Below are 25,250 nucleotides of genomic sequence, written 5' to 3' on the forward strand. Positions count from 1 at the left end.
TTATGTATACGGAGAGGGATGGAACAAATGGAGCATTTAATTCAGCATTTTCGACAAGACGAACAGCCATTTATCGAGCAAGTATTAGGATGGCAACGAGAAATTGAAGACCGGTACACACCGAAATTAACGGATTTTTTAGACCCACGCCAACAATTTATTGTTGAAGCGGTCATTCGACAAAATGATGATATTCAATTAGCGTTAGACGGTTGTTTTGTGGAAGCAGAACGCCAACGTATGATGCTGTATCCGTCGTATTACGAGCTACAGGCAGAGGATTTTCAAATTACGATTTTTTCCTTACAGTATCCAACGAAATTCGTGACGTTGAAGCATCCAGATGTATTAGGAGCACTTTTATCGATTGGTTTAGAGCGTTCGAAATTCGGCGATATTCGAATTGAAGATGGGCATGTGCAATTTGCGGTAGCTTCGGAGGTGGCAGATTATGTACGTTTACATTTAACCGGTATTGGTAAAGTGAAAGTGCATGTAGAAGAACTAACAACGGAGCCACTTATTCAAATGACGGAAGCGTGGATTGAGCAGTCACATACGGTTGCGTCGATGCGTCTAGATGTTGTTATGGCGACGATTTTTAATATTTCACGTCAAAAATCACAGGCACTTATTAATGGTGGCAAAGTGAAAGTGAACTGGACAGTGCGTGAGCAGGTTGCATTTGAATTACAAGAAGGCGATATTTTATCGGTGCGTGGCTATGGACGTGCGAAAGTCATTGCGACAGAAGGGCGTACCAAAAAGGATAAAATTCGACTAATTGTGGGACGACTTGAATTGAAGGCATAATACTTTTACAGCAATTATGTAAAAGTATTATGTAAAAACGTGTAAGTAAGGGTATAATGTACGTAGTATGAAGTTGTAAAGGAGAGACACATATGCCATTATCGCCTCTTGATATACATAACAAAGAATTTACGAAAGCGTTTCGTGGATATAGTGAAGATGAAGTCAATGATTTTCTTGATCAGGTCATTAAAGATTATGAAATTTTAATTAAAGAAAAATTAGAGTTAGAAGAGCGCTTAAAGAAAGCAGAAGCGACGATTCAAAACTATGAAAAGATGGAAGAGACATTGCAGTCAGCCATCTTGTTAGCGCAAGAAACAGCTGAAGAAACACGTAGCTCAGCGCATAACGAAGCGAAGCTTATTGTGAAAGAAGCCGAAAAAAATGCAGACCGTATTGTGAGCGATGCGCTACAAAAAGCACGAAAAGCAACAGCGGATATGGACGATTTAAAGAAACAATCGATTGTGTTCCGTCGTCGTTTGCAAATTTTAGTGGAAACACAATTAGAAATGTTAAAGCAAGGTGAATGGGAGCAACATTTAGACTTAAATGCGGACGTAGCAGAAGTGATGAATGTTGACATTCTAGAGGAAAAGCCGAACGAATAATAGAATATCGCTTGACGTATAATGGATGAATTCTTTATACTGAAAAGCGAAATACTTATATAAGCATCGACGGAGACAGTACTTATTGTGTGCAAGTGAAGCGAGTTAGGGATAGTGAAAGCCTAATCAATGCAGCAATAACGAATATCACTCCTGAGCTAAATTATTGAAATTGTAGTAAATAATTTCGTTTCACGCAGCGTTATTTGCGTCTAAGAGGTATAGCTTTTGCGCTATGCAAATTAGGGTGGTACCACGAGCAATCGCTTCTCGTCCCTTTTTATAGGGGATGAGGGGCTTTTTTTATTTTCGTGCAATAATGCCAACACAACTGAAGGAGGAAAACACAATGGTAGAGTATAAAAAAACATTACGTATGCCGGATACACCGTTCCCAATGCGCGGTAACTTACCGGCAAACGAACCGAAAACACAACAAAAATGGGCAGAATTAGATATTAACAAATTGGTGATGGAGCGCACAGCAAACCGTCCAACATTTATGTTACATGATGGCCCTCCGTACGCAAATGGTGATATCCATATCGGTCACGCATTAAATAAAGTGTTAAAAGATATGATTAACCGTCATAAATCAATGACAGGCTTCCACGTAAACTATGTACCAGGTTGGGACACACACGGTTTACCAATCGAGCAAGCATTAACAAATAAAGGTGTGAACCGTAAAGAAATGTCGGTTGCACAGTTCCGCGAGCTTTGTGAGCAATATGCGTATGAGCAAGTAGCAAACCAAAGCGGTCAATTCCAACGCTTAGGTGTACGCGGTGATTGGGACAACCCATATATCACATTAAAACCAGAATTCGAAGCACGACAAATCGAAGTGTTCGGTAAAATGGCTGAAAAAGGATATATCTATAAAGGATTAAAGCCAGTATATTGGTCACCATCTTCTGAATCAGCATTAGCAGAAGCAGAAATTGAGTATCAAGATGTGGAATCATTCTCAATTTACGTAGCATTTGACTTAAAAGAAGCGAACGGTGTCGTACCAGCAGATGCAAAATTCATTATCTGGACGACAACACCTTGGACGATTCCAGCAAACTTAGGGATTTCAGTAAACCCTGAAATTGACTATGCAGTAGTAGCAGTTGGCGATGCAAAATACATCGTTGCACAAGCATTACTTGAAACAGTAGCAACAGAATTAGGCTGGGAAGATGTTGAAACAATCCAAACGGTTAAAGGGGAAGCGCTAGATCGTTTAGTAGCAGAGCACCCTCTTTACAAGCGTGATTCTTTAGTAATGGTGGGCGACCACGTAACGACTGAAGCAGGTACAGGCTGTGTACATACAGCACCTGGTCACGGTGAAGACGACTATAACGTTGGTAAATTATACGGCTTAGACGTATTATCACCAGTGGATAACCGCGGTTGTTATACAGATGAAGCACCTGGCTTTGAAGGATTATTCTATGAAAAAGCAAACCCAATCGTTATCGATAAGTTAACAGAAGCGGGCGCATTATTAAAAGTATCTAAATTCTCACACTCATATCCACATGACTGGCGTACGAAAAAGCCGGTAATCTTCCGTGCAACGCCACAATGGTTTGCATCAGTGGATATGTTCCGCGATGAATTATTACAAGCTGTCACATCAACAACGTTCACACCAGCATGGGGTGAGACGCGTTTATACAACATGATTCGTGACCGTGGCGACTGGGTAATCTCTCGTCAACGTGCATGGGGTGTACCGATTCCGATTTTCTATGCTGAAAACGGTGAGCCAATCATCACACCAGAAACTATTGCACACGTATCAAGCTTATTCCGTGAGCACGGTTCAAACATTTGGTTCCAAAAAGAAGCAAAAGAATTATTACCAGCAGGCTTCACGCATGAAGGTAGCCCGAATGGCGAATTCACAAAAGAAAATGACATTATGGACGTATGGTTCGACTCTGGTTCTTCACACCAAGGCGTATTAGCAGAACGTGGCATGCAATACCCAGCAGACCTTTACTTAGAAGGTTCTGACCAACACCGCGGTTGGTTTAACTCATCATTAATCACATCGGTTGCGATTAATGGGTACGCACCATATAAAGGCTTATTAACACATGGTTTCGTATTAGACGGTGATGGACGCAAAATGTCAAAATCACTTGGTAATGTTATCATTCCACAAAAGGTAATGGACCAATACGGTGCAGACATTTTACGTTTATGGGTAGCATCAGTAGATTACACAGCGGATGTGCGTATCTCGATGGATATGTTAAAGCAAGTAGCGGAAGTGTACCGTAAAATCCGTAATACATTACGTTTCTTACATGGTAACGTATCTGACTTTACAGAAGCAGACCGTGTAGCGTATGCAGATATGCACGAAATGGACCAATACATGTACATGCGCTTACAAGAAACATTACAAACAGTGCGTGACGCGTATGACCGTTATGACTTCTCAACAGTATACACAACAGTGAATAACTTCGTAGCAATTGAATTATCATCATTCTACTTAGATATCGCCAAAGATGTTGTTTATATCGAAGGGCCAAACAACGCAAGCCGTTTAGCAATGCAAACTGTGATGTATGATACGTTAATGACGTTAGTAAAAGTATTAGCGCCAATCTTACCGCATACAGCAGATGAAATGTGGCAGTTCTTAGGACAAGAAGAAGTATCGGTACAATTAACGGACTTCCCTGAAGCTGTAACACATGACAACTATGCAGACTTACATGCGAAATGGTCAAACATCATCGCAGTACGTGATAGCGTATTAAAAGTATTAGAAACAGCACGTAACGCAAAAGTTATTGGTAAATCATTAGAAGCAAAAGTAACAGTGTACAGTGAAAGCGAAGCAATCGAGTTCTTAAACGATGCACGCATTAACTTTGCACAATTAGCAATCGTATCGCAATTCAACATCGGTGGCGCGTTAGAAAACGCACCAGCAGATGCAATGGCATTTGAGGGCTATGCATTAACAGTTGAAAAAGCTGACGGTGAAAAATGTGAGCGCTGCTGGACAATCTCTGAAACAGTTGGACAAGACGAGCGCCACGTAACATTATGTACACGTTGTGCAACAGTTGTAGAAGAGCACTATAGCGACGTAGAATAAGCAACGATAAAAGCGAGGTACAACACGATCAATTCGTGTGTATCCTCGCTTTTTTTATTTAAAGAAAATCTCACGCGTGTGGCGATAATCGCTCGGTGATAGCGTCACGTATTTTTTGAAAATGCCACTAAAATAGCTTGATGTATTAAAGCCATAATCCGCTGAAATTTGTTCGAGCGTCTGCGTTGTACGACGCAGTGGAATAAGCGTGTGGATAATGCGTATATACGCCGTGTATTCCGGAAAGTTCAGCCCTGTTTCTCGCTTAAATAATTTGCCGAAATAAGCAGGGCTAAATCCGACAACGCGCGCGACTTGTGAAATATTTAATGGCTCATGGCAATGTTTCTCAATATAATCGACTGCCTGTAAAATGCTCGGATGCTTAGGTAATTGTTCGGCAAAGCGCATATGAATCCAATTTGCGGGTGGCTTGCGCCGTGCCATACGCGCTTGAATATAAGAATGGTATAAGTCCAGTGGTTTACCAACAGTTGTGCCAATGCCCATATATGTATAGATGTGAGCCGTTTTTAACGTGTCAATCACCTGTGTTAGCGCGTCGATACCGGTCGTCCATTCGAGAAAGGATTGATATGGATTTGGGACGTGTATGAGTACAACTAGCCGATTCCCAAATGGTAAACAGTGCAACTCATCTTGCGCAAAAGCTGCTTTCAGTAAGGTGTAGACATGCTCGCAGTGTTGTAATGGTGTTGGTGTTCCGGTAGCGAAACATTGTAAAAAGAGCACAGTGTTTGGGAATTTCTTCATAGAAATCGGTGCGGTTGCTTGCAGTAATTGCTGCTCCGTTTGAATTTCTTTTCGGATGATACTACGTAATAATGTGTCGTAATACAGCGACCCAGCTTCTTGCATTTCTACCGATAAATCTTCATAGTCGAATGTCGACTGCTGCTTTTGCTGTTGAAACGTTGTATAAATTTTACGCGCTGCACGTAAAAATTTATGTTTTTGAAGCGGTTCAATCAGCAAATAAGCAAGTTGTAACTCAACAGCGATGGATGCAGAGTATGCAAGTTTACTCGGTACGATGGGGATGATGATACATTGTGGATACGCGCGTTGAATGCGTCGCAGTGTAATCCAATCGTACAGATGGTCGATTTGTGTAATATAGAGACTTGCTTCATCAAGTGAATGCGTAAACGTAATATTTGGTAAAGCTAGTTCCGCAATCCACTCTTTCATTTGTTGCATGTATTCGGGTTGTTGACAATGAACGTATATATTGAACATTAAACACCCTCCTATATTATTCGTATATAAGAATATTGTACATAAAAAAGCGAAAAATTACATCATTGTAGCTAAAAAGTGTAAGGTGTTATGATACAGAACATATTACACTAGCTATAAGCTTTCTGTTCATATTTTTCTGTAATATGTAGATTATTTTGTACTTTATGTGATGTGACGGATAAATGCTTAATTTACCAATAAGGAGGAGTTTGCATGGCAGCAGAATATCAAGACTATGATTATGTTGAAGCAGGAACGATTGATGCGAAGGATTTACCGCCATTAAAACCACAAATTAAAAAGAACATGCGCGGGGAATTATCGACAGGTTTAATTTTAGCGACCATTTATTTTGCATTTATTTTTTCAATTCCCGTATTAAACTGGTTCTTTCCCGACATTGCGTTTAAGCCGTTTTGGGGTGGGATGACAGTTACATGGTTTTTAACGACAGTTATTGGTATGGCAATGGCATTTATCATCGGTGGTTTACACACATATTTATATGAGCGTCGCCTAAAGAAATATGTTACGACAACAGATGTGAAGGAGGCGGACGAAGATGCTCGAAACACTACTATCTCCTAAAATGATTTTGACGATTATCCTAATGGGAACAATCGTCTACATTACATATTTAACGAAGAAAAACGAAAATGCCTCGGAGTTTTTCGTTGGTGGACGTAGCTTTGGGTGGTTCACGAACGGTTCGGCAATTGGCGGAGATTATTTAAGTGCCGCGACGTTTTTAGGAATTGCCGGTTTAACATTCCAACTTGGTTATGATGGTGCGTATTATGCATTATGTTTCTCAATTGGTTTAACGCTGCTGGCGATTTTTGTTGCAGGGCCATTACGCCGCTTCGGAGCATACACAGTAGCCGACTTTTTAGGCTACCGCTTCCATAGTAAGCGCGCTCGTTTAGTAGCGGTACTTGTTGTCTTTTCGATTTCAGGCTTCTATGCCGCGCCACAATTATTAGGTGCCGCGCAAATTTTAAGTATGTTCTTCGGTACATCGTATGAATTTGGCATTATTTTCACATGTGCGGTAATGGTATTTTACGTAGGTGTTGGAGGTATGAAAGGAACAACGATTAACCAAGCATTAGAGCTGTGGATTCGTCTAGCAGCGTTTGTGATTATGGCAGGTGTTGCGATTTACGGTGGTCTGCATTATGACAAAGTGCTAGATGGCATTAACTCATTTACAGGTCCGATTGCAGATACGTCTCCGTACGCATTAGACGGTAAAGATATTGAGTTTGATGGGGAAGCATGGACAGGGACAGGTTTCTATTTCCCATCATTCTGGGATACAATCAGTATTACAATCGCATTAGCATTAGGAACAATTGGGCTTCCGCATATTTTACTGCGCTTCTACACAAATCCAAGTGCAAAAGCCGCGCGTAAATCAGCATTAATGGCAATTGGGATTGCGTCCGTGTTCTTCTTATTTGCTGTATATTTAGGGACAGTAGGTCGTTCGATTTTCTTAAGCGGTGAAGCAAGTGACCAAGTGATGGCGGATATGGTTGCAGGCGGTAACAACATGGTCATTCCGTCCACAGCGCAAGCACTCGGTGGGGAGTGGCTGCTTGGTTTAGTCATTGCTGGTGCGTTCGCTGCCGTGTTCTCGAATTTATCGGGCTTATTTATCGCAAGTTCAGGTGCATTAGCGCATGATTTATACGGCACATTTATTAAAAAAGATATGACACAAAAGCAGCGCGTAATGGCTGGTAAAGTGGCAATTTTAATTTTAGCGGTTGTGTACGGTGCGCTTGGTCTACTTGTAAAGGATGCGTCAATTGGTCACCTAGTAGCGCTCGCCTTTACGGTCGCAGCAAGTACGTTTGCGCCGATATTTATTTTAGGCATTTGGTGGAGACGCATGACTGAAAAAGGAGCGATTGCCGGTTTACTAGTTGGCTTAATCGTGTCGATGTGGATGATTTTCTTACCAGGTACAGTGCCAGACTTCTTAACATTTAAAGTGCCGGGTATTGTGACTGTTCCAATTGGCTTCTTATCGGTAATTGTTGTGTCATTACTTGACCGTAAAGTACCAGCAGATGTGAATGACTTTATGGAAAAGGTTCACTCAAAAGAAGCAGAAACAGTATAATACACAAATTTGCAACTCTTCGCTATGCGGAGAGTTGTTTTTTCATCGATGACACTTCTTTACAGTAGGCATTACGAGAGGGGCTATGTTAAAATAGTCAACGTATGAGTAGGAGGCGTAATTTGTGAAAAAGATGTATTTGCTTGCATTTTTCGTAATATTGATTGACCAATGGACGAAGTGGTTAGTCGTCAAAAATATGGAACTAGGAGAACGCCTCATTGTTTGGGACCCATGGTTTGCATTATTATCGCATCGTAATCGAGGCGCAGCATGGGGTATGCTTCAAGGACAAATAGGGTTCTTTACAATTGTAACAATCGCCGTCATTATTGGCGTTATTTATTTCTACCATAAAGAGGCGAAAGGAAAGCCTTTAATGCAAGCGAGTTTAATGTTATTGCTTGGTGGAGCAATCGGTAATTTTATTGACCGTTTATTCCGAGGAGAAGTAGTAGACTTCTTTGATGTATTAATCCCTGTGATTGATTACGACTTCCCAATCTTTAATATTGCTGACGCGGCGTTAACAATTTCTGTAGTTTTATTGTTCTTTGTCATTTTATTTGATAAAGACGAGAAAGAAAAGGTGAAGTAATGACTGTAGAAACATTTCAAGTAACAGAAGAATTTGCAGGAGAGCGTATTGATAAAGCATTAAGCGCGATGCAACCAGAGTGGTCACGTACACAAGTAGGAAACTGGGCAACAGAAGGTATTGTATTAGTAAACGGCAATGTCGTAAAAGCGAAGCAAAAAGTAAAAGCAGGCGACGTAATTGAAGTGACGGTACCAGAGCCAGAGCCACTTGATGTCATTCCAGAGGCAATGGATTTAGAAATCGTGTATGAAGATGCAGACGTATTAGTTGTCAATAAGCCACGTGGTATGGTTGTACACCCAGCACCTGGTCATTTAACAGGTACATTGGTGAACGGCTTAATGCATCACTGCACAGATTTATCAGGCATTAACGGTATTATGCGTCCAGGCATTGTTCACCGTATCGATAAAGATACGTCGGGCTTATTAATGGTTGCTAAAAATGACGTTGCACATGAATCACTGGTCAACCAATTAGTAAACAAAACGGTAACGCGTGTCTATACAGCGCTTGTACACGGTCATATTGCCCATGAAAAGGGTACAATTGATGCGCCAATCGGACGTGACCAAAAAGACCGTCAAAAGCAAGCTGTTGTTGACAAAGGGAAACATGCTGTAACACATTTCCGTGTGTTAGAACGTATCGGTGGTAGCTTTACATTAGTAGAGTGTCGTTTAGAAACAGGTCGTACGCATCAAATCCGTGTACACATGAATTATATTGGCTTCCCATTAGCAGGAGACCCAAAATATGGTCCACGTAAAACAGTTGATTTTGATGGACAAGTATTACACGCGGGTGTATTAGGATTTGAACATCCGACAACAGGTGAATATTTAGAGTTTAGTGCGCCAATCCCAGAAGATTACGCAGCGTTATTACAACAAATTCGTTTAGAAAACGCATAATTGAAGAAAAGGGACTACATCGACAACGAAGTCGATGTAGTCTCTTTTTTTACAGTTGTTTTTGAAATTGTTTGTAATGTGAAGGAAATGCTACAATGTGTATTTTATTTATATATAATCTGAAAATATGATGTATTTTGATAAAAAAGACTTTTCTTTTTAGTTGTCCGACCTTTCAAACGTCAGTTGACACGATAAAAAAAGAGGCATATACTAGCAACAGTGAACAGCAAGCGATTCGACAGAGAGCGAAACTTGCACCAATCACACTTTTAAAAATTGTATAGTATTAACCTTTAATGGCAGTCCAGAGAGGCTGAGAAGGTACTGGTGAAGCATACTAGGCCGTTTTGTGCGCAAAACGAGTATAGATGCGTTATTTCAACATGCAAACTTTCCAACCCTCTAGCGATAGAGGGTTTTTCTTTTGCCTTGAAACACAGTACGGATTATTCAAGAGGAAGGAGAACAGACATGTCACAAGTCATTGAGCTTTTAGATGGACCTTCAATGAGCCGAGCGATTACGCGCATTGCCCATGAAATTATTGAGCGCAATAAAGGTATTGATGAAGTAATTTTAGTCGGCATTAAAACACGCGGAGCTTACTTAGCAAGACGCTTAGCAGAACGCATCGAGCAAATTGAGGGGAAAGCAATTCGTACAGGTGAATTAGACATTACGTTATACCGTGACGATTTATCAACGAAATATGAAAATGCGGAAGCGCAAGTACAGCAGGTTGATGTTGAGCATGATGTCAGCAATCAAAAAGTCATTTTAATCGATGATGTACTGTATACAGGTCGCACAGTACGCGCAGGGTTAGATGCCATTATGGATTTAGGCAGACCTTCACAAATTCAATTAGCAGTATTAGTAGACAGAGGACACCGAGAATTACCGATTCGCGCAGATTACGTAGGAAAAAATATTCCAACAGCAGGACACGAACGAATCGTTGTAAAACTAGATGAAGTAGACGGGCAAGATGTCGTACTGATTCACAGAGACTAACAAAGAGTGAGGCACGAACAACAATGGCAAGTAAACCAATATTAGACATTCATGATAAACCAAGTGCAACACAGCTTGTCACATTAAGTTTCCAACATTTATTTGCAATGTTTGGTTCGACGATTTTAGTGCCACAGCTAGTGGGCTTAGATCCAGCAATTGCCTTACTAACAAGTGGGATTGCAACGATTATCTTCCTATTAATTACACAATTTAAAGTACCGGCGTATTTAGGGTCATCCTTCGCATTTATCGCGCCCATTATTACAGTCGCAGGTTTAGATGCATCAGGTGTTGCTGTAAACCCAGGAAATGCGATGATAGGCGCAATGCTTGTCGGGATTGTGTATGCGATTGTCGCACTCCTAATCAAAACAACAGGCTATAAATGGTTGATGGCATTATTACCACCAATCGTTGTTGCACCAGTTATTATCGTTATCGGTTTAGGATTAGCAGGAACAGCAGTAGATATGGCGATGAATATTACAGTAGACGGTGTAAAAGAGTATAGTGGCTTGCACTTCTCAGCAGCACTTGTTACATTGTTTGCGGCCATTATCTTCAATGTATACTTTAAAAATATTTTAAGCGCGATGCCAATCTTACTTGGCTTAATCGTCGGGTATGTATACGCAATGGGCATTGGCATAGTTGATTTTACAGCAGTGAAAGAAGCATCATGGTTTGAAATGCCAAACTTCTTAATTCCAGGTGTGGATTATGAGTTCAGCATTACAGCAACGATTGTTGCAGCGATGATTCCAGTTGTTATCGTAACCATTTCAGAACATATTGGACATCAATTAGTACTGGGTAAAGTGGTCGAACGTAATTACATTAAAGACCCAGGTTTACACCGCTCTTTACTAGGTGACGGATTAGGGACATTCGTTAGTGCTTTAATCGGTGGCCCACCAAAAACGACATACGGTGAAAACATCGGTGTATTAGCTATTACACGTGTGTACTCCGTATATGTTATCTTTGGCGCAGCCATTGTCGCAATCGTTATTTCCTTCTTTGGGAAAGTGATGGCCGTTATTTCTACGATTCCAACGGCAGTACTTGGCGGGATTTCCATTCTACTATTCGGGATTATCGCTTCAAGCGGCTTACGCATGTTTGTCGATAGCCAAGTAGACTTCGGTAACAACCGTAACATGGTCATTGCATCGGTCATTTTAGTCATCGGTATCGGTGGTGCGAAATTAGAAATCGGTTCATTTGTTATGTCAGGTATGGCATTAGCAGCAGTCGTTGGTGTACTACTAAACTTAATCTTACCAGGTAGAGATAAAGGTGTAACAGATGTACATGATCTTGATTAATTAAATAGAACGACCTTTTAAAAATTGTCCAGAGAGGCAAACAAGGGAACGTAAGCATAGCCAGCACATAAGTTTTATGATGCCTTAGCTTCGTGCACCCTAAATTGCCTCGCTTCTGACAGAAGTGAGGCTTTTTTATACGCTGAAGTTTGTGAAAATTCATGAATCTGTAAAATGAGAATTATTTGAAATAGGACGCTTGTCCAAAAAGATAAACGCCATTTCAAATGGGAGGCACATTATGAAAAACTTATTGTCAATGGAACACTTATCAACAGAAGAAATTTTACACATGTTAAGCCGAGCAGCAGCATTTGAACGCGGAGAAGCGGCAGCACTACAACGTACATATCATGTCGCGAACTTATTTTTCGAACCAAGTACGCGTACGAAAACAAGCTTTGAAATGGCAGAGCGTCGCGTCGGCTGTGAAGTCATTCCGTTTGATGCAGGCTTCTCAAGTGCACTAAAAGGCGAGACAATGTATGACACAGTGAAGACATTAGAGATGATTGGCATTGACGCGGTGGTCATTCGTGCAAAGGAAGATGAATATTATAACGAGCTATTAGAAGGCATCAACTGCGCAGTGATTAATGCAGGAGACGGTGCAGGTCAGCATCCATCGCAATGCTTGCTTGATTTATATACGATTCATAAAGAGTTTGGACACTTTGAAGGTTTAAACATAACGATTGTCGGTGACATTTCACATAGTCGTGTTGCGAAGTCAAACGCAACAGCATTAACGCGCTTAGGTGCAAACGTAAGATTTCTTTGCCCGGCAGAATGGGCAGGCAACTTTGAAGCAGCACACAGTTGGGATGAAGTGTTAGAAGATAGTGATGTCATCATGTTATTACGTATCCAACATGAGCGTCATGCAGTAAGTAAAAACTTCTCAAAAGATAGCTATCATGAAGAGTTCGGCTTAACGCCTGAACGTGAACGACGCATGAAAGAAGGGGCAATTATTATGCACCCAGCCCCAATTAACCGCGATGTTGAAATTGCAGACGAGCTTGTAGAGTGTGAACGCTCACGCATTTTTGCACAAGTACGCAATGGTGTATTCGCACGTATGGCAATTTTAGAAACGATTTTAAAGGAGAGAAACTAATGACGACTTTCGTAAAAAATATCAAATTAGTAAAAGCAGGCAATGAGCTTGAACTATCAAGCATTACAATTGAGGACGGAAAAATCGTTGAAATCGGCGGCGTAGAGCCAGCAGGTGCAGAAGTAATTGACGGAAACGGACATATCGTTTCACCAGGGTTTGTCGATGTGCATACACATTTACGCGAGCCAGGTTTTGAACATAAAGAAACAATCGCAACAGGTACAGCTTCAGCAGCAAAAGGCGGCTTCACAACAATTTGTGCTATGCCGAATACAAAGCCAGTACCAGATTCAGTGGAAAACATGCAGTTAATTAACGGCTTAATTGAAAAGAGCGCAGTTATTCGCGTATTACCATACGGCTCATTAACGAAAGATATTTCAGGTGAAGTAAAAACAGACATGGCAGAGCTAAAAGCAAACGGTGCGGTTGCTTTCTCAGATGACGGTGTAGGCATTCAACTTGCTTCAACAATGTACGAGCAAATGCAACAAGCAGCAAAACTTGACGCAGTCGTTGTAGCTCACTGTGAAGACAACTCACTTATTTACGATGGTGTTATGCACGAAGGTACACGCAATAAAGAGCTTGGCTTACCAGGTATCCCATCAATTTGTGAATCTGTACAAATCGCACGAGACGTACTATTAGCAGAAGCAGCAGGTGCCCGCTACCATGTATGTCACGTATCAACAAAAGAATCAGTACGCGCTGTACGCGATGCAAAAGCAGCAGGTATTAAAGTAACGGCTGAAGTTTGTCCACACCACTTATTATTAGAAGAAATGGATATTCCATCAGATGATGCAAACTGGAAGATGAACCCACCATTACGTGCAGCAGACGACAAAGATTCATTACACGCTGCACTACTTGACGGCACAATCGATTGTATCGCAACAGACCATGCACCACACACAGTAGAAGAAAAATGCTGCGGCATGGTTGGCGCACCATTCGGTATTGTTGGATTTGAAACAGCATTCCCACTGTTATACACACAGTTTGTAAAAACAGGGAAATGGACGTTGGAACAATTAATCGATTGGATGAGTGTGAAAGCTGCTCAAATTTTCGACCTGCCATATGGCACATTAGAAGTTGGCGCATCAGCAGATTTCGTACTGATTGACTTAGAAGCAGAAAAAACAGTGGATGCAGAAGGCTTTGTTTCAAAAGGTCGCAACACACCATTTAACGGCTGGGTAGCGCAAGGTTGGCCAGTACTAACAATTTTCGAAGGTAAAATCGTATACCAGGAGGCACAATAATGAAACGTTTATTAATTTTAGAAGACGGCACAGTATTTACTGGGGAAGCGTTCGGTAGCAACAACGCTAGCCAAGGTGAAGTAGTATTCACAACAGGCATGACAGGTTACCAAGAAACAATTTCTGATCCATCATTTTACGGACAAATTATTACATTAACATACCCACTTATCGGGAACTACGGGATTAACCGTGATGACTTTGAATCAATTACACCAGCCATTCGTGGATTTGTTGTACGTGAATTAGAAGAAAATCCATCAAACTTCCGCAAAGATTCATCATTAGGTGATTACTTAGCGTCAAAAAATATTCCAGGGATTCAAGGAATTGATACGCGAAAATTAACACGTATTATTCGTGCAAAAGGTGCGGTACGTGCACTATTAACAGAAGCAGGTGCAGACGTAAATGTCGACGAAATCGTTGCACAATTACAAGCAACGCCACTCATTACACACCATGTAAAAGAAGTGTCACCAAAAGCTGCTTACCCATCACCAGGTCGCGGCAAGCGCGTTGTATTAATCGACTTCGGGATGAAGCACGGTATTTTACGCGAATTAAACAAGCGTGACTGTGATGTGTTAGTCGTTCCTTACAACACACCAGCATCTGAAATTTTAGCATGGCATCCAGATGGCATTATGTTATCAAACGGACCTGGTAACCCAGAGGACGTAACAGAAGGTATTGAAACTGTACGCGAATTAATCGGCAAAGTACCGATGTTTGGAATCTGCTTAGGACACCAAATTTTCGCATTAGCGTCAGGGGCAAAATCATTTAAACTGCCATTTGGTCACCGCGGAGGGAATCACCCAGTAAAAGATTTACGTACAGGTCGTACAGATTTAACATCTCAAAACCATGGTTACGCAATCGACATTGAATCATTAAAAGATACAGATTTAGAATTAACACACGTAGCATTAAACGACGGTACATGTGAAGGTGTACGCCATACGAAATATCCGATCTTCACAGTACAGTATCACCCAGAAGCATCACCAGGACCAGAAGATTCAAATCACTTATTCGACGAGTTCATCGACATGATGGAAAAAGAAGCAGCAAAGGAGAAACAACATGCCTAAACGTACAGATATTGAAACTATTTTAGTAATCGGGTCAGGCCCAATCGTTATCGGTCAAGCAGCAGAGTTTGACTATGCAGGGACACAAGCTTGTCTTTCATTAAGAGAAGAGGGTTACAAAGTAATTTTAATCAACTCAAACCCAGCAACAATTATGACAGATACAGAAATTGCAGATAAAGTATATATCGAGCCGATTTCATTAGAATTCGTATCACGTATTTTACGTAAAGAGCGTCCAGATGCAATCTTACCAACACTTGGTGGTCAAACAGGTTTAAATATGGCAATCGAGTTAGATGAGTCAGGCATTTTAGACGAGTTAGGCATTGAAATTTTAGGGACAAAATTAGATGCAATTCATAAAGCGGAAGACCGTGACTTATTCCGTAACTTAATGTACGAACTAGGTGCACCAGTACCTGAATCAGACATTATTCATAATATGGAAGAAGCATACGCGCTTGTCGCACGTATTGGTTACCCGGTAATTGTACGTCCAGCATTCACATTAGGTGGTACAGGCGGCGGTATTTGTTACAACGACCAAGACTTAGAAGAAATCGTAACGTCTGGTTTAAAATATTCACCAGTAACGCAATGTTTACTTGAAAAATCAATTGCAGGCTATAAGGAAATTGAATATGAAGTAATGCGTGACTCAGCAGACAACGCCATCGTTGTATGTAATATGGAAAACTTTGACCCAGTCGGTATTCACACAGGTGACTCAATCGTTGTTGCACCAACACAAACATTATCGGACCGTGAAAACCAAATGCTACGTAATATCTCACTTGATATTATTCGCGCACTAAAAATCGAAGGTGGCTGTAACGTACAGTTAGCACTTGATCCACATAGCTTCCAATACTATGTAATCGAAGTAAACCCTCGTGTATCTCGTTCATCAGCATTAGCATCAAAAGCAACGGGCTATCCAATCGCAAAACTAGCAGCGAAAATCGCAGTAGGTTTAACATTAGATGAAATTAAAAACCCAGTAACAGGTTCAACATATGCTTGCTTTGAGCCAGCACTTGACTACATCGTAGCGAAAATCCCACGTTGGCCATTCGATAAGTTCGAATCAGCAAAACGTAACTTAGGGACACAAATGAAAGCAACTGGTGAGGTTATGTCACTAGGACGTACGTTTGAAGAAGCGATTTTAAAAGCAGTTCGTTCATTAGAAACAGGTCACGTACACATCGAAATGAAACATGCGGAAGATTTAACGGATGCATGGATTGAAAAGCGTATTAAAAAAGCAGGCGATGAGCGTTTATTCTTCATCGGTGAAGCATTACGTCGCGGTGTAACAGTAGAAACAATCCACGAATGGTCAAAAATTGATCTTTGGTTCTTACACAAGCTACAAAAAATCGTCAACATGGAACAGACACTTGCAGACAACAAGCAAGATAAAGACGTGCTTTATAAAGCAAAACGTTTAGGCTTTGCGGATAAGAAAATTGCGGAGCTTTGGGGCATGACGGAAATGGAGATTTACAACTTCCGTAAAGAAGCAGGTATTACACCAGTGTACAAAATGGTTGACACATGTGCAGCGGAGTTTGAATCGAACACACCATACTTCTACGGTACGTACGAAGAAGAAAACGAGTCAGTACGCTCTGAAAAAGAGTCGGTTATCGTACTTGGTTCTGGTCCAATCCGTATCGGTCAAGGTGTTGAGTTCGACTACGCAACAGTACACTCTGTATGGGCAATTCAAGAAGCAGGGTATGAAGCTATTATTATTAACTCAAACCCAGAAACAGTATCTACAGACTTCTCAATCTCAGATAAATTATACTTCGAGCCATTAACAATCGAAGACGTTATGCATATTGTAGACCTTGAGAAACCAATGGGTGTTGTTGTACAGTTCGGTGGTCAAACAGCGATTAACTTAGCAGATAAATTAGAAGCACATGGTGTGAAGATTTTAGGGACAACGCTTGAAGATATCGACCGTGCAGAAAATCGTAATAAGTTTGAAGCGGCATTACAAGAGCTAAACATTCCACAACCACAAGGACAAACAGCGGTGTCAAAAGAAGAAGCATTAGCAATCGGTGAAAAACTAGGCTTCCCAGTATTAGTACGCCCGTCATACGTACTTGGTGGACGCGCAATGGAGATTGTGTATAACCTAGACGAGCTTGCACACTATATGGAACACGCAGTAGAAGCATCACCAGACCACCCAGTATTAGTTGACCGTTACTTAACAGGTCAAGAAATCGAAGTGGATGCGATTTGTGACGGTGAAAATGTGTTAATTCCAGGGATTATGGAGCATATTGAGCGCGCAGGTGTTCACTCAGGTGACTCTATCTCAGTATATCCACCACAAAAATTAACAGACGCACAAAAAGAAACATTAGTCGATTACACAACGCGTTTAGCAAAAGGCTTAGGTATTGTTGGCTTAATGAATATTCAGTACGTACTATCAGAAGGCGAAGTTTACGTAATCGAAGTAAACCCACGTTCATCTCGTACGGTACCGTTCTTATCAAAAATCACAAATATCCCAATGGCGAACATTGCGACAAAAGCGATTTTAGGTCAGTCAATTATCGAACAAGGCTACCCAACAGGATTAGCACCAGAACAAGCAGGCGTATTTGTAAAAGTACCAGTGTTCTCATTCGCGAAATTACGTCGTGTAGACATTACATTAGGCCCTGAAATGAAGTCAACAGGGGAAGTAATGGGGAAAGATGCAACATATGAAAAAGCATTATACAAAGGTTTCGTAGCAGCAGGCACAAAAATTAAAACAGAAGGTACTGTTTTATTCACAGTATCAGATAAAGATAAAGAAGAAGCGATTAGCTTAGCAAAACGTTTCTCTACAGTTGGCTACCGCATTATGGCAACTGAAGGTACAGCGAAAGTATTTGAAGAAAACGGTGTACACACAGATGTTGTTGAAAAAATCGGTGCAAAAGGCAAGACATTATTAGATGTCATCCAAAACGGTGAAGCACAATTAGTTGTTAACACATTAACAAAAGGTAAACAGCCAGCGCGTGACGGTTTCCGTATTCGTCGTGAATCAGTGGAAAATGGTGTGCCATGTTTAACATCATTAGATACAGCAGAAGCGATGCTACGCGTTATCGAATCGATGACATTTACAGCTGAAATTATGCCGAAAGCGGAGGTAGTGCATTAATATGATCCGTCAAGAAAAAATGACGGTCGTAGCGCAAAAGCAAATCGCAACGAACATTTTTGAATTAACACTTCGTGGGGAACTGGTACAGGATATGAATCCTGGCCAGTTCGTCCATGTCAAAGTGTCTGACTCATTCGAACCGCTTTTACGCCGACCAATCAGTATCGCCAACATTGACAAAGACAATCACGAATTTACGATGATTTATCGCGCAGAGGGGCGTGGAACATCAATTCTTTCGACAAATCGCGAGGGGCAATTAGTCGACGTACTTGGTCCAATCGGTAACGGTTTCCCAGTGGAGGAAGCTGCACCAGGTCAAACAGCGCTACTTGTTGGAGGAGGAATCGGTGTACCGCCGCTTCATGAATTATCGAAGCAATTAACAGCACGTGGTGTAAATGTTATTCACGTACTTGGCTTCCAATCAGAAGATGTATGCTTCTATGAAGAGGAATTTACAAAGCTTGGTGACACGTACTATGCAACAGTAGACGGTACGAAAGGTACAAAAGGCTTTGTCACAACTGTTTTTGATGAGAAACAACCAGCATTTGACGTGTTTTACTCATGTGGGCCAATGCCGATGCTACGTGCATTAGAGCAGTATTACCCAGAGAAAAAAGGATTTATGTCATTTGAGGAACGTATGGGCTGCGGTATCGGCGCATGCTTCGCGTGTGTATGTGACACAACAGAAGGACAAGACAAAGCATATGTCAAAGTATGTTCGGACGGTCCAGTATTCCCGAAAGGAGTTGTGGCACTATGAGCCGCTTACGAATGGAATTACCAGGGTTAGATTTAAAAAACCCAATTATGCCAGCTTCAGGCTGCTTCGGCTTCGGTCGCGAGTATGCACAGCTATATGATTTATCAAAATTAGGTGCCATCATGATTAAAGCGACGACGGTGGAGACACGTCGCGGCAATCCGACACCACGCGTTGCAGAAACAGCAGCGGGTATGTTAAATGCAATCGGCTTACAAAACCCAGGCATTGATAAAGTAATGGGCGAGGAGCTAAAGTTTTTAGAAGGTTATGACGTACCAATCATTGCAAACGTCGCAGGAACAGAAATCGAGGACTATGTAGAAGTAGCGCGTCGTATTTCTGCAGCGCCGAATGTTCATGCACTGGAACTAAACATTTCTTGTCCAAACGTAAAATGTGGAGGCATTCAGTTCGGTACAGACCCAGCAACTGCAAAGCAATTAACAGCAGCAGTAAAAGCGGTGTCACAAGTACCGGTCTATGTGAAGCTATCTCCAAACGTCACGAGCATTGTTGATATCGCAAAAGCGGTAGAAGAAGGCGGCGCAGACGGCATTACAATGATTAATACACTTGTTGGCATGCGTTTACATGAGCGTACAGGGAAACCAGTTATTGCAAATGGTACAGGTGGTTTATCAGGTCCAGCGGTAAAGCCTGTAGCGATTCGCATGGTATATGAAGTATATAAAGCAGTAAATATTCCGATTATCGGTATGGGTGGCGTAACGTGCGCACAAGATGTCATTGACTTTATGTCGGTTGGTGCATCAGCGGTTGCTGTTGGTACAGCAAACTTCGTAGACCATTTCGTTTGCCCAACAATTATTGAAGAATTACCAGCAAAATTAGATGAACTAGGTGTTAACCACATTTCAGAAATTATCGGAAGGAGCCACCGTTAATGAACACAAAACCAATTATCGCACTAGACTTCCCAACAGAAGAGCGCGTGCTGACATTTTTACAGCAATATAATGAGCCATTATTCGTGAAAATCGGCATGGAGCTTTATATGCAAGAGGGACCACAAATTGTCGAAAAAGTAAAAGCTTTAGGGCATGATGTGTTCTTAGATTTAAAGCTACACGATATTCCAAATACGGTGAAGTCAGCAATGAAAGGCTTAGCGAAGCTTGGTGTTGATTTAGTAAATGTACACGCAGCAGGCGGACGTGCGATGATGGAAGGTGCATTAGAAGGGCTTGAGGCTGGTACACCAGCAGGACAAAGACGCGCAGCATTAATCGCTGTGACGCAGTTAACATCAACGACAGAGCAACAAATGCAACAAGAACAACATATTAACCTATCGCTGCAAGATTCAGTGTTGCATTATGCAAAACTGACACATACAGCCGGCTTAAATGGCGTTGTTTGTTCGGTGCATGAAGCACGTGCTATTGCAGACGTATGTGGAGAAGACTTTTTACGTGTGACACCAGGTATTCGTATGCTTGGTGGCGACGCGCATGATCAAAAGCGCATCGCAACACCAGACGGGGCGAAACAAGATGGTTCAACCCAAATTGTTGTAGGGCGCGCGATTACAGGTGCACAAGACCCAGTCGCGGCATATCATGAAGTACTGAAATTATGGGAGGCATAAAATTATGTTACAAAAAGACATCGCAAAAGAAATGTTACGTGTAGGCGCAGTAGAATTAAACGCAACGGAGCTATTTACATGGGCTTCAGGCATCAAATCACCAATTTATTGTGATACGCGCTTAACGATTTCAGACCCAGCTGCACGTAAAGCATTAGCAAAAGGCTTAGCAGCAAATATTCAAGAATTCTTCCCAGGTACGGACATTGTAGCCGGCACTGCAACAGCGGGCATTCCACACGCAGCATGGGTATCAGATATTTTAGATTTACCAATGGTGTATGTACGCTCAAAAGCGAAAGAACACGGACGTGGCAATCAAATTGAAGGCAAATATGCTGAAGGACAAAAAGTAGTCGTTGTTGAAGATATCGTGTCAACAGGGGGTTCGTCAATTACAGCGGTTGAAGCGTTACGTGCAGCTGGCTGTGAAGTACTAGGCGTTGTATGTGTGTATACATATAACTTACCGAAAGCAGAAAAAGCGTTTGACGAAATCGGTGTAAAATATGTATCATTAACAAACTTTGATTACCTAATCGAAGCAGCATCAGAAACAGGTGCAATTGATGCAGACCAAATTCCATTTTTAAAAGACTGGCACGCAAAGTTAAAAGCAGGCGAGTTAACAGCGTAAGTTTGTCGCTAACAGCGTTACATGAAAACTTGTATAGACCAATGTCTATGCAAGTTTTTTCGTATAAAGCATTGAATAGATGTCGAAAAAAATGAAACTATTTCAGTATTGCTCCGTCTGTAACGGGAGAAAATAGTGAAATCATCGCTGAACGCAAGGTGATTGATTTTTTAGTGGAGGCAATATGAACGATTTAGTCCAAACATCTTATAAAGTATTTTATAAAGAGTTAGAAGTATTGCGTGTTATCAGTATTGTTTTAGTCGTCTATTCGAGCTTTATGCATCAGCAAATCGGCAATATCGGGGCATTTTTTGTCATCATCGGTTATGTCACGATGCTGTCGTTACAACGGCATGTTCAGCAATACGAAGACATACATATGTACCGAAGAATGAAACGCTTTATTCGACGGACGACACCGCTTGCTTCAATTGTCATCATCGCTGTAACAATATATATGTATGTGTTGTATTCTCCGGCGCAATGGCAAGCGCAAGCAAAACATGTCATTGCATCGATATTATATGTTGAAAACTGGTATGTCGTGAAGCACGCCATAATCGATCACAAAACGGGACGCATTAGCCCACTACAACATTATGCTGTACTTGCTTTGTTTGTACAGTATATGTTTGTCTTACTAATTGGGGCAAAGTTGTTGCAACAACTTTGTCAGCATACGACTCTGTCACTCCGCAAGGCCGCTATTATTAGCATTATATTAGTGGGAACGTTGTCATTTATTGCGAGTTTTTTTATGCCAGCGGGGACATTAAGCGCGCAAGTATGGATGTTTTTAAGTGGTGCCTTACTTGTTTTTATAAAGCCCTATATACATATGCGAAGCGTTCTATCACGCTTTATACAGATTGGTAGCTTATTGTTATTAGTAGTTGTCGGAATAATGATGCCGAAGTCGGAACTATTTGTAAGTGAGTGGTCGATTGTGAGTGTAGCGAGTGCAGTGCTCTATGTGATCGCAATACAACAACGACGAACACTTGCGCGTCAAAAATGCAGGATTCTGGGCGGTGTATCAAGTTATATGTACGCGTTCTTTTTAATTCATTGGCCGGTACTTTACTTGTATGAACGGCACGCATCACAAGCGTTGACCTGGGGAGAGATTGTGGCATTAATAGCATTGACGGGATTATTAGCAATGGTCTGCACATTAGTTGTGAGGTATATTATACGAAAAATCATTACGCCAAAACAGATGACTGCTTTTTGCGTGATGATAGCGGTATTTATGATTGCAGTAGTTAATATGTTGTGAACATGCGAAGAACTGAGGACAAAAGGAAATGAGGCTGGGACAGAAGGGTAATTCAAATCAATCCCAACGATGTTCGATGATAAATATTTGATACGTCGTCGTTAAATGAAGAGCGGACTTCTAGCGGAACAGTACGAGCGAGAGACTACAGGCTCGAGCCGTACCGCAGAAAAGCCTGCTCGAAAATTTACGTCGACGAAAGCAGAAAAGTATTAGGAGAAATGACGAGATTTCTCCTAACACTTTGTTTTGTCTCAGCCTCATTTTTTTACTTTTGGTGCTACGCCATATAGCAGACACGTTTCGCAGGCCTGGCTTGAGGCAAACACAACGTTTGTCATATCCGCTTTGTCACACGATATGGCGTTCTTGGCAGATGTTCGCTCTTCGTTTAACGATGACATATTAAATTTTTATGATCGAACATCATTGGAATTATACTTTTGTACGAGCCATTTTATTATGGTAATGGTAGTGAGGCTTATACTTTAAATTGTGCTGTTAGCTGTTGAAGCTCATGTGATTTATCGGCTAAGTCAACCGAAATCGCGCCAACTTCTTGCATTGTTGCACTTTGTTGTTCGACTGCAGCTGCGACGTTTTCCGCATAGGCTGCAGCATTATCTGCACCATTGGCAATTTCAGCGACAGAAGCAGAGACTTCCTCGGCACTCGCTGAAATTTCTTCAGAAGCGGCTGAGATTTCTTGGATTTGAGCAGTCATTTGTTGGACCGATGTATAAATGTTGGCAAATGATGTGCCAGCATTGTCAATGATTGTTACACCTTCTTCAACGGATTGTAACGATGATTGTACCGCTTTTTCAACGTTAATCGTATCAGCTTGAATCGTATCTGTTAAGGTCGAAATTTGTGTAGCGGATTGCTTGGACTGCTCGGCAAGTTTACGTACTTCATCTGCTACAACGGCGAAACCTTTACCATGTTCGCCGGCACGAGCTGCTTCAATGGCAGCATTGAGTGCTAGTAAATTTGTTTGGTCGGTAATATCTGTAATGACCTTTGTAATATGGCCAATTTCTGCTGATTGTTGCGTAAGTTGTTGTACAAGTTGATTTAATGTACGCGTATTTTGCTCAATTGTAGACATTTGGTGTTGCGCTGTTACAATCGCTGCATTTCCTGCTTCGGCAACCGCAGCTGTTTCGACAGATGTTTCATTTAATGTTTGCGTGGACTCCGCAATACGTTGCACACCCGAAGCTGTTTCGTCTGTTGCTTTTGCTGTTTCAGCGGCAGCAGATGATGAAATACGCGCTAAGTCAGCTACTTCTACCATATTGGTTGTCACTTCTTGACTAGAAGCATTCATTTGTTGTGTGCTAGCAGATAATAACATCGCAGATTGCGATACTTGATTACTATTTTGTTGAACATTGCTTACAATACGATGTAAATTGTCTTTCATCGTATTAAATGCGTTTGCAAGCATCCCGATTTCATCGTTTGCTTTATGTTGTAGCGAAGGAATTGTTAAGTCGCCTTGTGCAATGGCATCCGCGTGTGACACAACATTGCGTAATGGGCGCGTTATGAAGTTACGTACTAGAACGATTGCTAAAATACTAATAATGATACCAATGGCGATGGCTGTAAATGCAATGATTGACGCTGTCGTAACGGATGCTTCTGTATCCTTCTTAACAATTTGTAGTTGCTTTTGTTGATAGGCCATAATGTCTTTTGATGCGTCTAAAATGCCGATATTGGCTGTACGTGCTTGTGTGTTCACAAACATAAGTGCTGCCGCTTCATTATTGTCATCTAGCGCTGTTAGTACATCACTAATGGCGTCGTTAAATGAGTTGTTATAGTCATTTAAAATTGATACATATTCTTGAAACTCTGCTGTTTCTTTTGTGGTAAGTTGTTGTAATTCGGCAATTGAATCATCTAATTGCTGTTGATACGTGGCGAGGTCGTTACGGTTGCTTTCAGTATTTTCTAACATCAGTGCGCGCATATATAAACCTTGCATCGCTAGTTCAAATTGAATATCATTGCTTACTTGAACTTGCAGCATGCGGTTATCAACTGTATCTTCCACTTTTTGGTCAATAATCGTAATTTGTGCGAAAATAATCCCAAGTGAAAGGACAAGAACTGCTAAAATGATGAAAAAGCCGATATTCAGTTTTTTCCCTATGGACATATTACATCCTCCTTACTAATGAATATGTTTATAATAACGCATAAAGAAATTGAAACAAAGCCCTTATGCCTAAAAAGAATAAAAAAATAGATAAAAAGATAGCATCCGTAAAAAAGTAAATAGTGAGACTGTAGTCATTGGAAAAGCTTTCCATAATGCAGACGAAAGACGTATGTAGTCACGGTATACAAGAACTGCCTAACAACTAGCATCGTGTTTTCCAAAAGAGGAGAAATCAGAAAATTATTAAGGTAACGGCAATTATTTGCACATCTTTTTAACTATAATCAG

At 41.2% G+C, this 25,250-nt stretch carries 20 protein-coding genes and 1 other annotated feature; of the genes, 18 read left to right on the forward strand and 2 right to left on the reverse strand.

Going from position 1 to position 25,250, the window contains the following annotated elements; genetic code table 11:
- Nucleotides 1–27: 27 nt before the first annotated feature.
- The 3 genes from A6M13_RS04445 (at nucleotide 28) to ileS (ending at nucleotide 4,542) form a co-directional block, all read left to right on the forward strand.
- On the forward strand, nucleotides 28–813 hold the full coding sequence (locus A6M13_RS04445) for a YlmH family RNA-binding protein (RefSeq protein WP_066543251.1): 786 nt from the start codon (nucleotides 28–30) through the stop codon (nucleotides 811–813).
- Nucleotides 814–905: 92 nt separating this feature from the next.
- Complete coding sequence (locus A6M13_RS04450) at nucleotides 906–1,427, forward strand: DivIVA domain-containing protein (RefSeq protein WP_066543252.1); 522 nt, start codon at nucleotides 906–908, stop codon at nucleotides 1,425–1,427.
- A 57-nt stretch (nucleotides 1,428–1,484) separates the two neighbouring features.
- Nucleotides 1,485–1,708 (forward strand) — a binding site (T-box leader).
- 68 nt (nucleotides 1,709–1,776) lie between these two features.
- On the forward strand, nucleotides 1,777–4,542 hold the full coding sequence (gene ileS / locus A6M13_RS04455; protein WP_066543253.1) for an isoleucine--tRNA ligase: 2,766 nt from the start codon (nucleotides 1,777–1,779) through the stop codon (nucleotides 4,540–4,542).
- Between the two features lie 54 nt (nucleotides 4,543–4,596).
- Here ileS and A6M13_RS04460 read toward each other — a convergent pair whose 3' ends face one another.
- The gene (locus A6M13_RS04460; protein ID WP_083998222.1) at nucleotides 4,597–5,802 is read right to left on the reverse strand and encodes a helix-turn-helix transcriptional regulator; all 1,206 of its coding nucleotides are present in this window, start codon (nucleotides 5,800–5,802) and stop codon (nucleotides 4,597–4,599) included.
- A 216-nt stretch (nucleotides 5,803–6,018) separates the two neighbouring features.
- Here A6M13_RS04460 and A6M13_RS04465 point away from each other — a divergent pair, with 216 nt between their 5' ends.
- The 15 genes from A6M13_RS04465 to A6M13_RS04535 all read left to right on the forward strand — a co-directional run bounded on the left by A6M13_RS04465 (nucleotide 6,019) and on the right by A6M13_RS04535 (nucleotide 22,786).
- On the forward strand, nucleotides 6,019–6,393 hold the full coding sequence (locus tag A6M13_RS04465) for a hypothetical protein (RefSeq protein WP_066543254.1): 375 nt from the start codon (nucleotides 6,019–6,021) through the stop codon (nucleotides 6,391–6,393).
- Nucleotides 6,368–7,936, forward strand: coding sequence for a sodium/solute symporter (locus A6M13_RS04470; protein ID WP_066543256.1), 1,569 nt, complete (start codon nucleotides 6,368–6,370; stop codon nucleotides 7,934–7,936). Before A6M13_RS04465 ends, A6M13_RS04470 begins: the two co-directional genes overlap by 26 nt.
- A gap of 124 nt (nucleotides 7,937–8,060) precedes the next feature.
- Nucleotides 8,061–8,534 (forward strand): signal peptidase II, encoded by a 474-nt coding sequence (gene lspA / locus A6M13_RS04475; protein ID WP_141680896.1) that lies wholly within the window; start codon nucleotides 8,061–8,063, stop codon nucleotides 8,532–8,534.
- The gene (locus tag A6M13_RS04480; RefSeq protein ID WP_066543257.1) at nucleotides 8,534–9,451 is read left to right on the forward strand and encodes an RluA family pseudouridine synthase; all 918 of its coding nucleotides are present in this window, start codon (nucleotides 8,534–8,536) and stop codon (nucleotides 9,449–9,451) included. Before lspA ends, A6M13_RS04480 begins: the two co-directional genes overlap by 1 nt.
- 474 nt (nucleotides 9,452–9,925) lie before the next feature.
- Entirely contained in the window at nucleotides 9,926–10,468 is a 543-nt protein-coding gene (gene pyrR / locus A6M13_RS04485) for a bifunctional pyr operon transcriptional regulator/uracil phosphoribosyltransferase PyrR (protein WP_066543261.1), read from the forward strand.
- A 23-nt stretch (nucleotides 10,469–10,491) separates the two neighbouring features.
- Nucleotides 10,492–11,799, forward strand: coding sequence for a solute carrier family 23 protein (locus tag A6M13_RS04490; protein ID WP_066543262.1), 1,308 nt, complete (start codon nucleotides 10,492–10,494; stop codon nucleotides 11,797–11,799).
- A gap of 241 nt (nucleotides 11,800–12,040) precedes the next feature.
- Nucleotides 12,041–12,919: an aspartate carbamoyltransferase catalytic subunit gene (locus tag A6M13_RS04495; protein ID WP_066543263.1), complete on the forward strand. Its 879-nt coding sequence runs from the start codon at nucleotides 12,041–12,043 to the stop codon at nucleotides 12,917–12,919.
- Nucleotides 12,919–14,193 (forward strand): dihydroorotase, encoded by a 1,275-nt coding sequence (locus tag A6M13_RS04500; RefSeq protein ID WP_066543264.1) that lies wholly within the window; start codon nucleotides 12,919–12,921, stop codon nucleotides 14,191–14,193. Before A6M13_RS04495 ends, A6M13_RS04500 begins: the two co-directional genes overlap by 1 nt.
- Nucleotides 14,190–15,290 (forward strand): carbamoyl phosphate synthase small subunit, encoded by a 1,101-nt coding sequence (locus A6M13_RS04505; protein WP_066543265.1) that lies wholly within the window; start codon nucleotides 14,190–14,192, stop codon nucleotides 15,288–15,290. Before A6M13_RS04500 ends, A6M13_RS04505 begins: the two co-directional genes overlap by 4 nt.
- Nucleotides 15,283–18,480, forward strand: a complete 3,198-nt coding sequence (gene carB / locus A6M13_RS04510; protein ID WP_066543267.1) for a carbamoyl-phosphate synthase large subunit — start codon at nucleotides 15,283–15,285, stop codon at nucleotides 18,478–18,480. Before A6M13_RS04505 ends, carB begins: the two co-directional genes overlap by 8 nt.
- Nucleotide 18,481: 1 nt before the next feature.
- Nucleotides 18,482–19,255 (forward strand): dihydroorotate dehydrogenase electron transfer subunit, encoded by a 774-nt coding sequence (locus A6M13_RS04515; RefSeq protein WP_066543268.1) that lies wholly within the window; start codon nucleotides 18,482–18,484, stop codon nucleotides 19,253–19,255.
- A complete protein-coding gene (locus tag A6M13_RS04520; RefSeq protein WP_066543270.1) occupies nucleotides 19,252–20,163 on the forward strand; it encodes a dihydroorotate dehydrogenase in 912 nt (303 codons plus the stop codon). The genes A6M13_RS04515 and A6M13_RS04520 overlap by 4 nt, the downstream gene beginning before the upstream one ends.
- Nucleotides 20,163–20,867 carry an orotidine-5'-phosphate decarboxylase gene (pyrF, locus tag A6M13_RS04525; protein WP_066543271.1) on the forward strand — a complete coding sequence of 235 codons (705 nt, stop codon included), beginning with the start codon at nucleotides 20,163–20,165 and terminating at the stop codon, nucleotides 20,865–20,867. Before A6M13_RS04520 ends, pyrF begins: the two co-directional genes overlap by 1 nt.
- A 1-nt stretch (nucleotide 20,868) precedes the next feature.
- The gene (pyrE, locus tag A6M13_RS04530; RefSeq protein ID WP_066543272.1) at nucleotides 20,869–21,504 is read left to right on the forward strand and encodes an orotate phosphoribosyltransferase; all 636 of its coding nucleotides are present in this window, start codon (nucleotides 20,869–20,871) and stop codon (nucleotides 21,502–21,504) included.
- A gap of 184 nt (nucleotides 21,505–21,688) precedes the next feature.
- Nucleotides 21,689–22,786, forward strand: coding sequence for an acyltransferase family protein (locus A6M13_RS04535; protein WP_066543273.1), 1,098 nt, complete (start codon nucleotides 21,689–21,691; stop codon nucleotides 22,784–22,786).
- Nucleotides 22,787–23,267: 481 nt separating this feature from the next.
- Here A6M13_RS04535 and A6M13_RS04540 read toward each other — a convergent pair whose 3' ends face one another.
- Nucleotides 23,268–24,959: a methyl-accepting chemotaxis protein gene (locus A6M13_RS04540; protein ID WP_066543279.1), complete on the reverse strand. Its 1,692-nt coding sequence runs from the start codon at nucleotides 24,957–24,959 to the stop codon at nucleotides 23,268–23,270.
- Nucleotides 24,960–25,250 lie beyond the last annotated feature (291 nt).

Origin of the sequence: Caryophanon tenue, from assembly GCF_001700315.1 — a bacterium.
In the GTDB taxonomy this organism is placed as follows: Bacteria; Bacillota; Bacilli; order Bacillales_A; family Planococcaceae; genus Caryophanon; species Caryophanon tenue.

Excerpts from the sequence above, each read along its gene's own strand:
- A6M13_RS04495 (WP_066543263.1), top strand. The coding sequence starts at position 12,041 with ATGAAAAACTTATTGTCAATGGAACACTTATCAACAGAAGAAATTTTA.
- A6M13_RS04500 (WP_066543264.1), top strand. The coding sequence starts at position 12,919 with ATGACGACTTTCGTAAAAAATATCAAATTAGTAAAAGCAGGCAATGAG.
- pyrR (WP_066543261.1), top strand. The coding sequence starts at position 9,926 with ATGTCACAAGTCATTGAGCTTTTAGATGGACCTTCAATGAGCCGAGCG.
- A6M13_RS04520 (WP_066543270.1), top strand. The coding sequence starts at position 19,252 with ATGAGCCGCTTACGAATGGAATTACCAGGGTTAGATTTAAAAAACCCA.
- A6M13_RS04540 (WP_066543279.1), bottom strand. The coding sequence starts at position 24,959 with ATGTCCATAGGGAAAAAACTGAATATCGGCTTTTTCATCATTTTAGCA.
- A6M13_RS04470 (WP_066543256.1), top strand. The coding sequence starts at position 6,368 with ATGCTCGAAACACTACTATCTCCTAAAATGATTTTGACGATTATCCTA.
- A6M13_RS04515 (WP_066543268.1), top strand. The coding sequence starts at position 18,482 with ATGATCCGTCAAGAAAAAATGACGGTCGTAGCGCAAAAGCAAATCGCA.
- A6M13_RS04490 (WP_066543262.1), top strand. The coding sequence starts at position 10,492 with ATGGCAAGTAAACCAATATTAGACATTCATGATAAACCAAGTGCAACA.
- ileS (WP_066543253.1), top strand. The coding sequence starts at position 1,777 with ATGGTAGAGTATAAAAAAACATTACGTATGCCGGATACACCGTTCCCA.
- A6M13_RS04460 (WP_083998222.1), bottom strand. The coding sequence starts at position 5,802 with ATGTTCAATATATACGTTCATTGTCAACAACCCGAATACATGCAACAA.
- A6M13_RS04535 (WP_066543273.1), top strand. The coding sequence starts at position 21,689 with ATGAACGATTTAGTCCAAACATCTTATAAAGTATTTTATAAAGAGTTA.
- A6M13_RS04465 (WP_066543254.1), top strand. The coding sequence starts at position 6,019 with ATGGCAGCAGAATATCAAGACTATGATTATGTTGAAGCAGGAACGATT.
- carB (WP_066543267.1), top strand. The coding sequence starts at position 15,283 with ATGCCTAAACGTACAGATATTGAAACTATTTTAGTAATCGGGTCAGGC.
- pyrF (WP_066543271.1), top strand. The coding sequence starts at position 20,163 with ATGAACACAAAACCAATTATCGCACTAGACTTCCCAACAGAAGAGCGC.
- A6M13_RS04445 (WP_066543251.1), top strand. The coding sequence starts at position 28 with ATGGAGCATTTAATTCAGCATTTTCGACAAGACGAACAGCCATTTATC.
- A6M13_RS04480 (WP_066543257.1), top strand. The coding sequence starts at position 8,534 with ATGACTGTAGAAACATTTCAAGTAACAGAAGAATTTGCAGGAGAGCGT.
- A6M13_RS04450 (WP_066543252.1), top strand. The coding sequence starts at position 906 with ATGCCATTATCGCCTCTTGATATACATAACAAAGAATTTACGAAAGCG.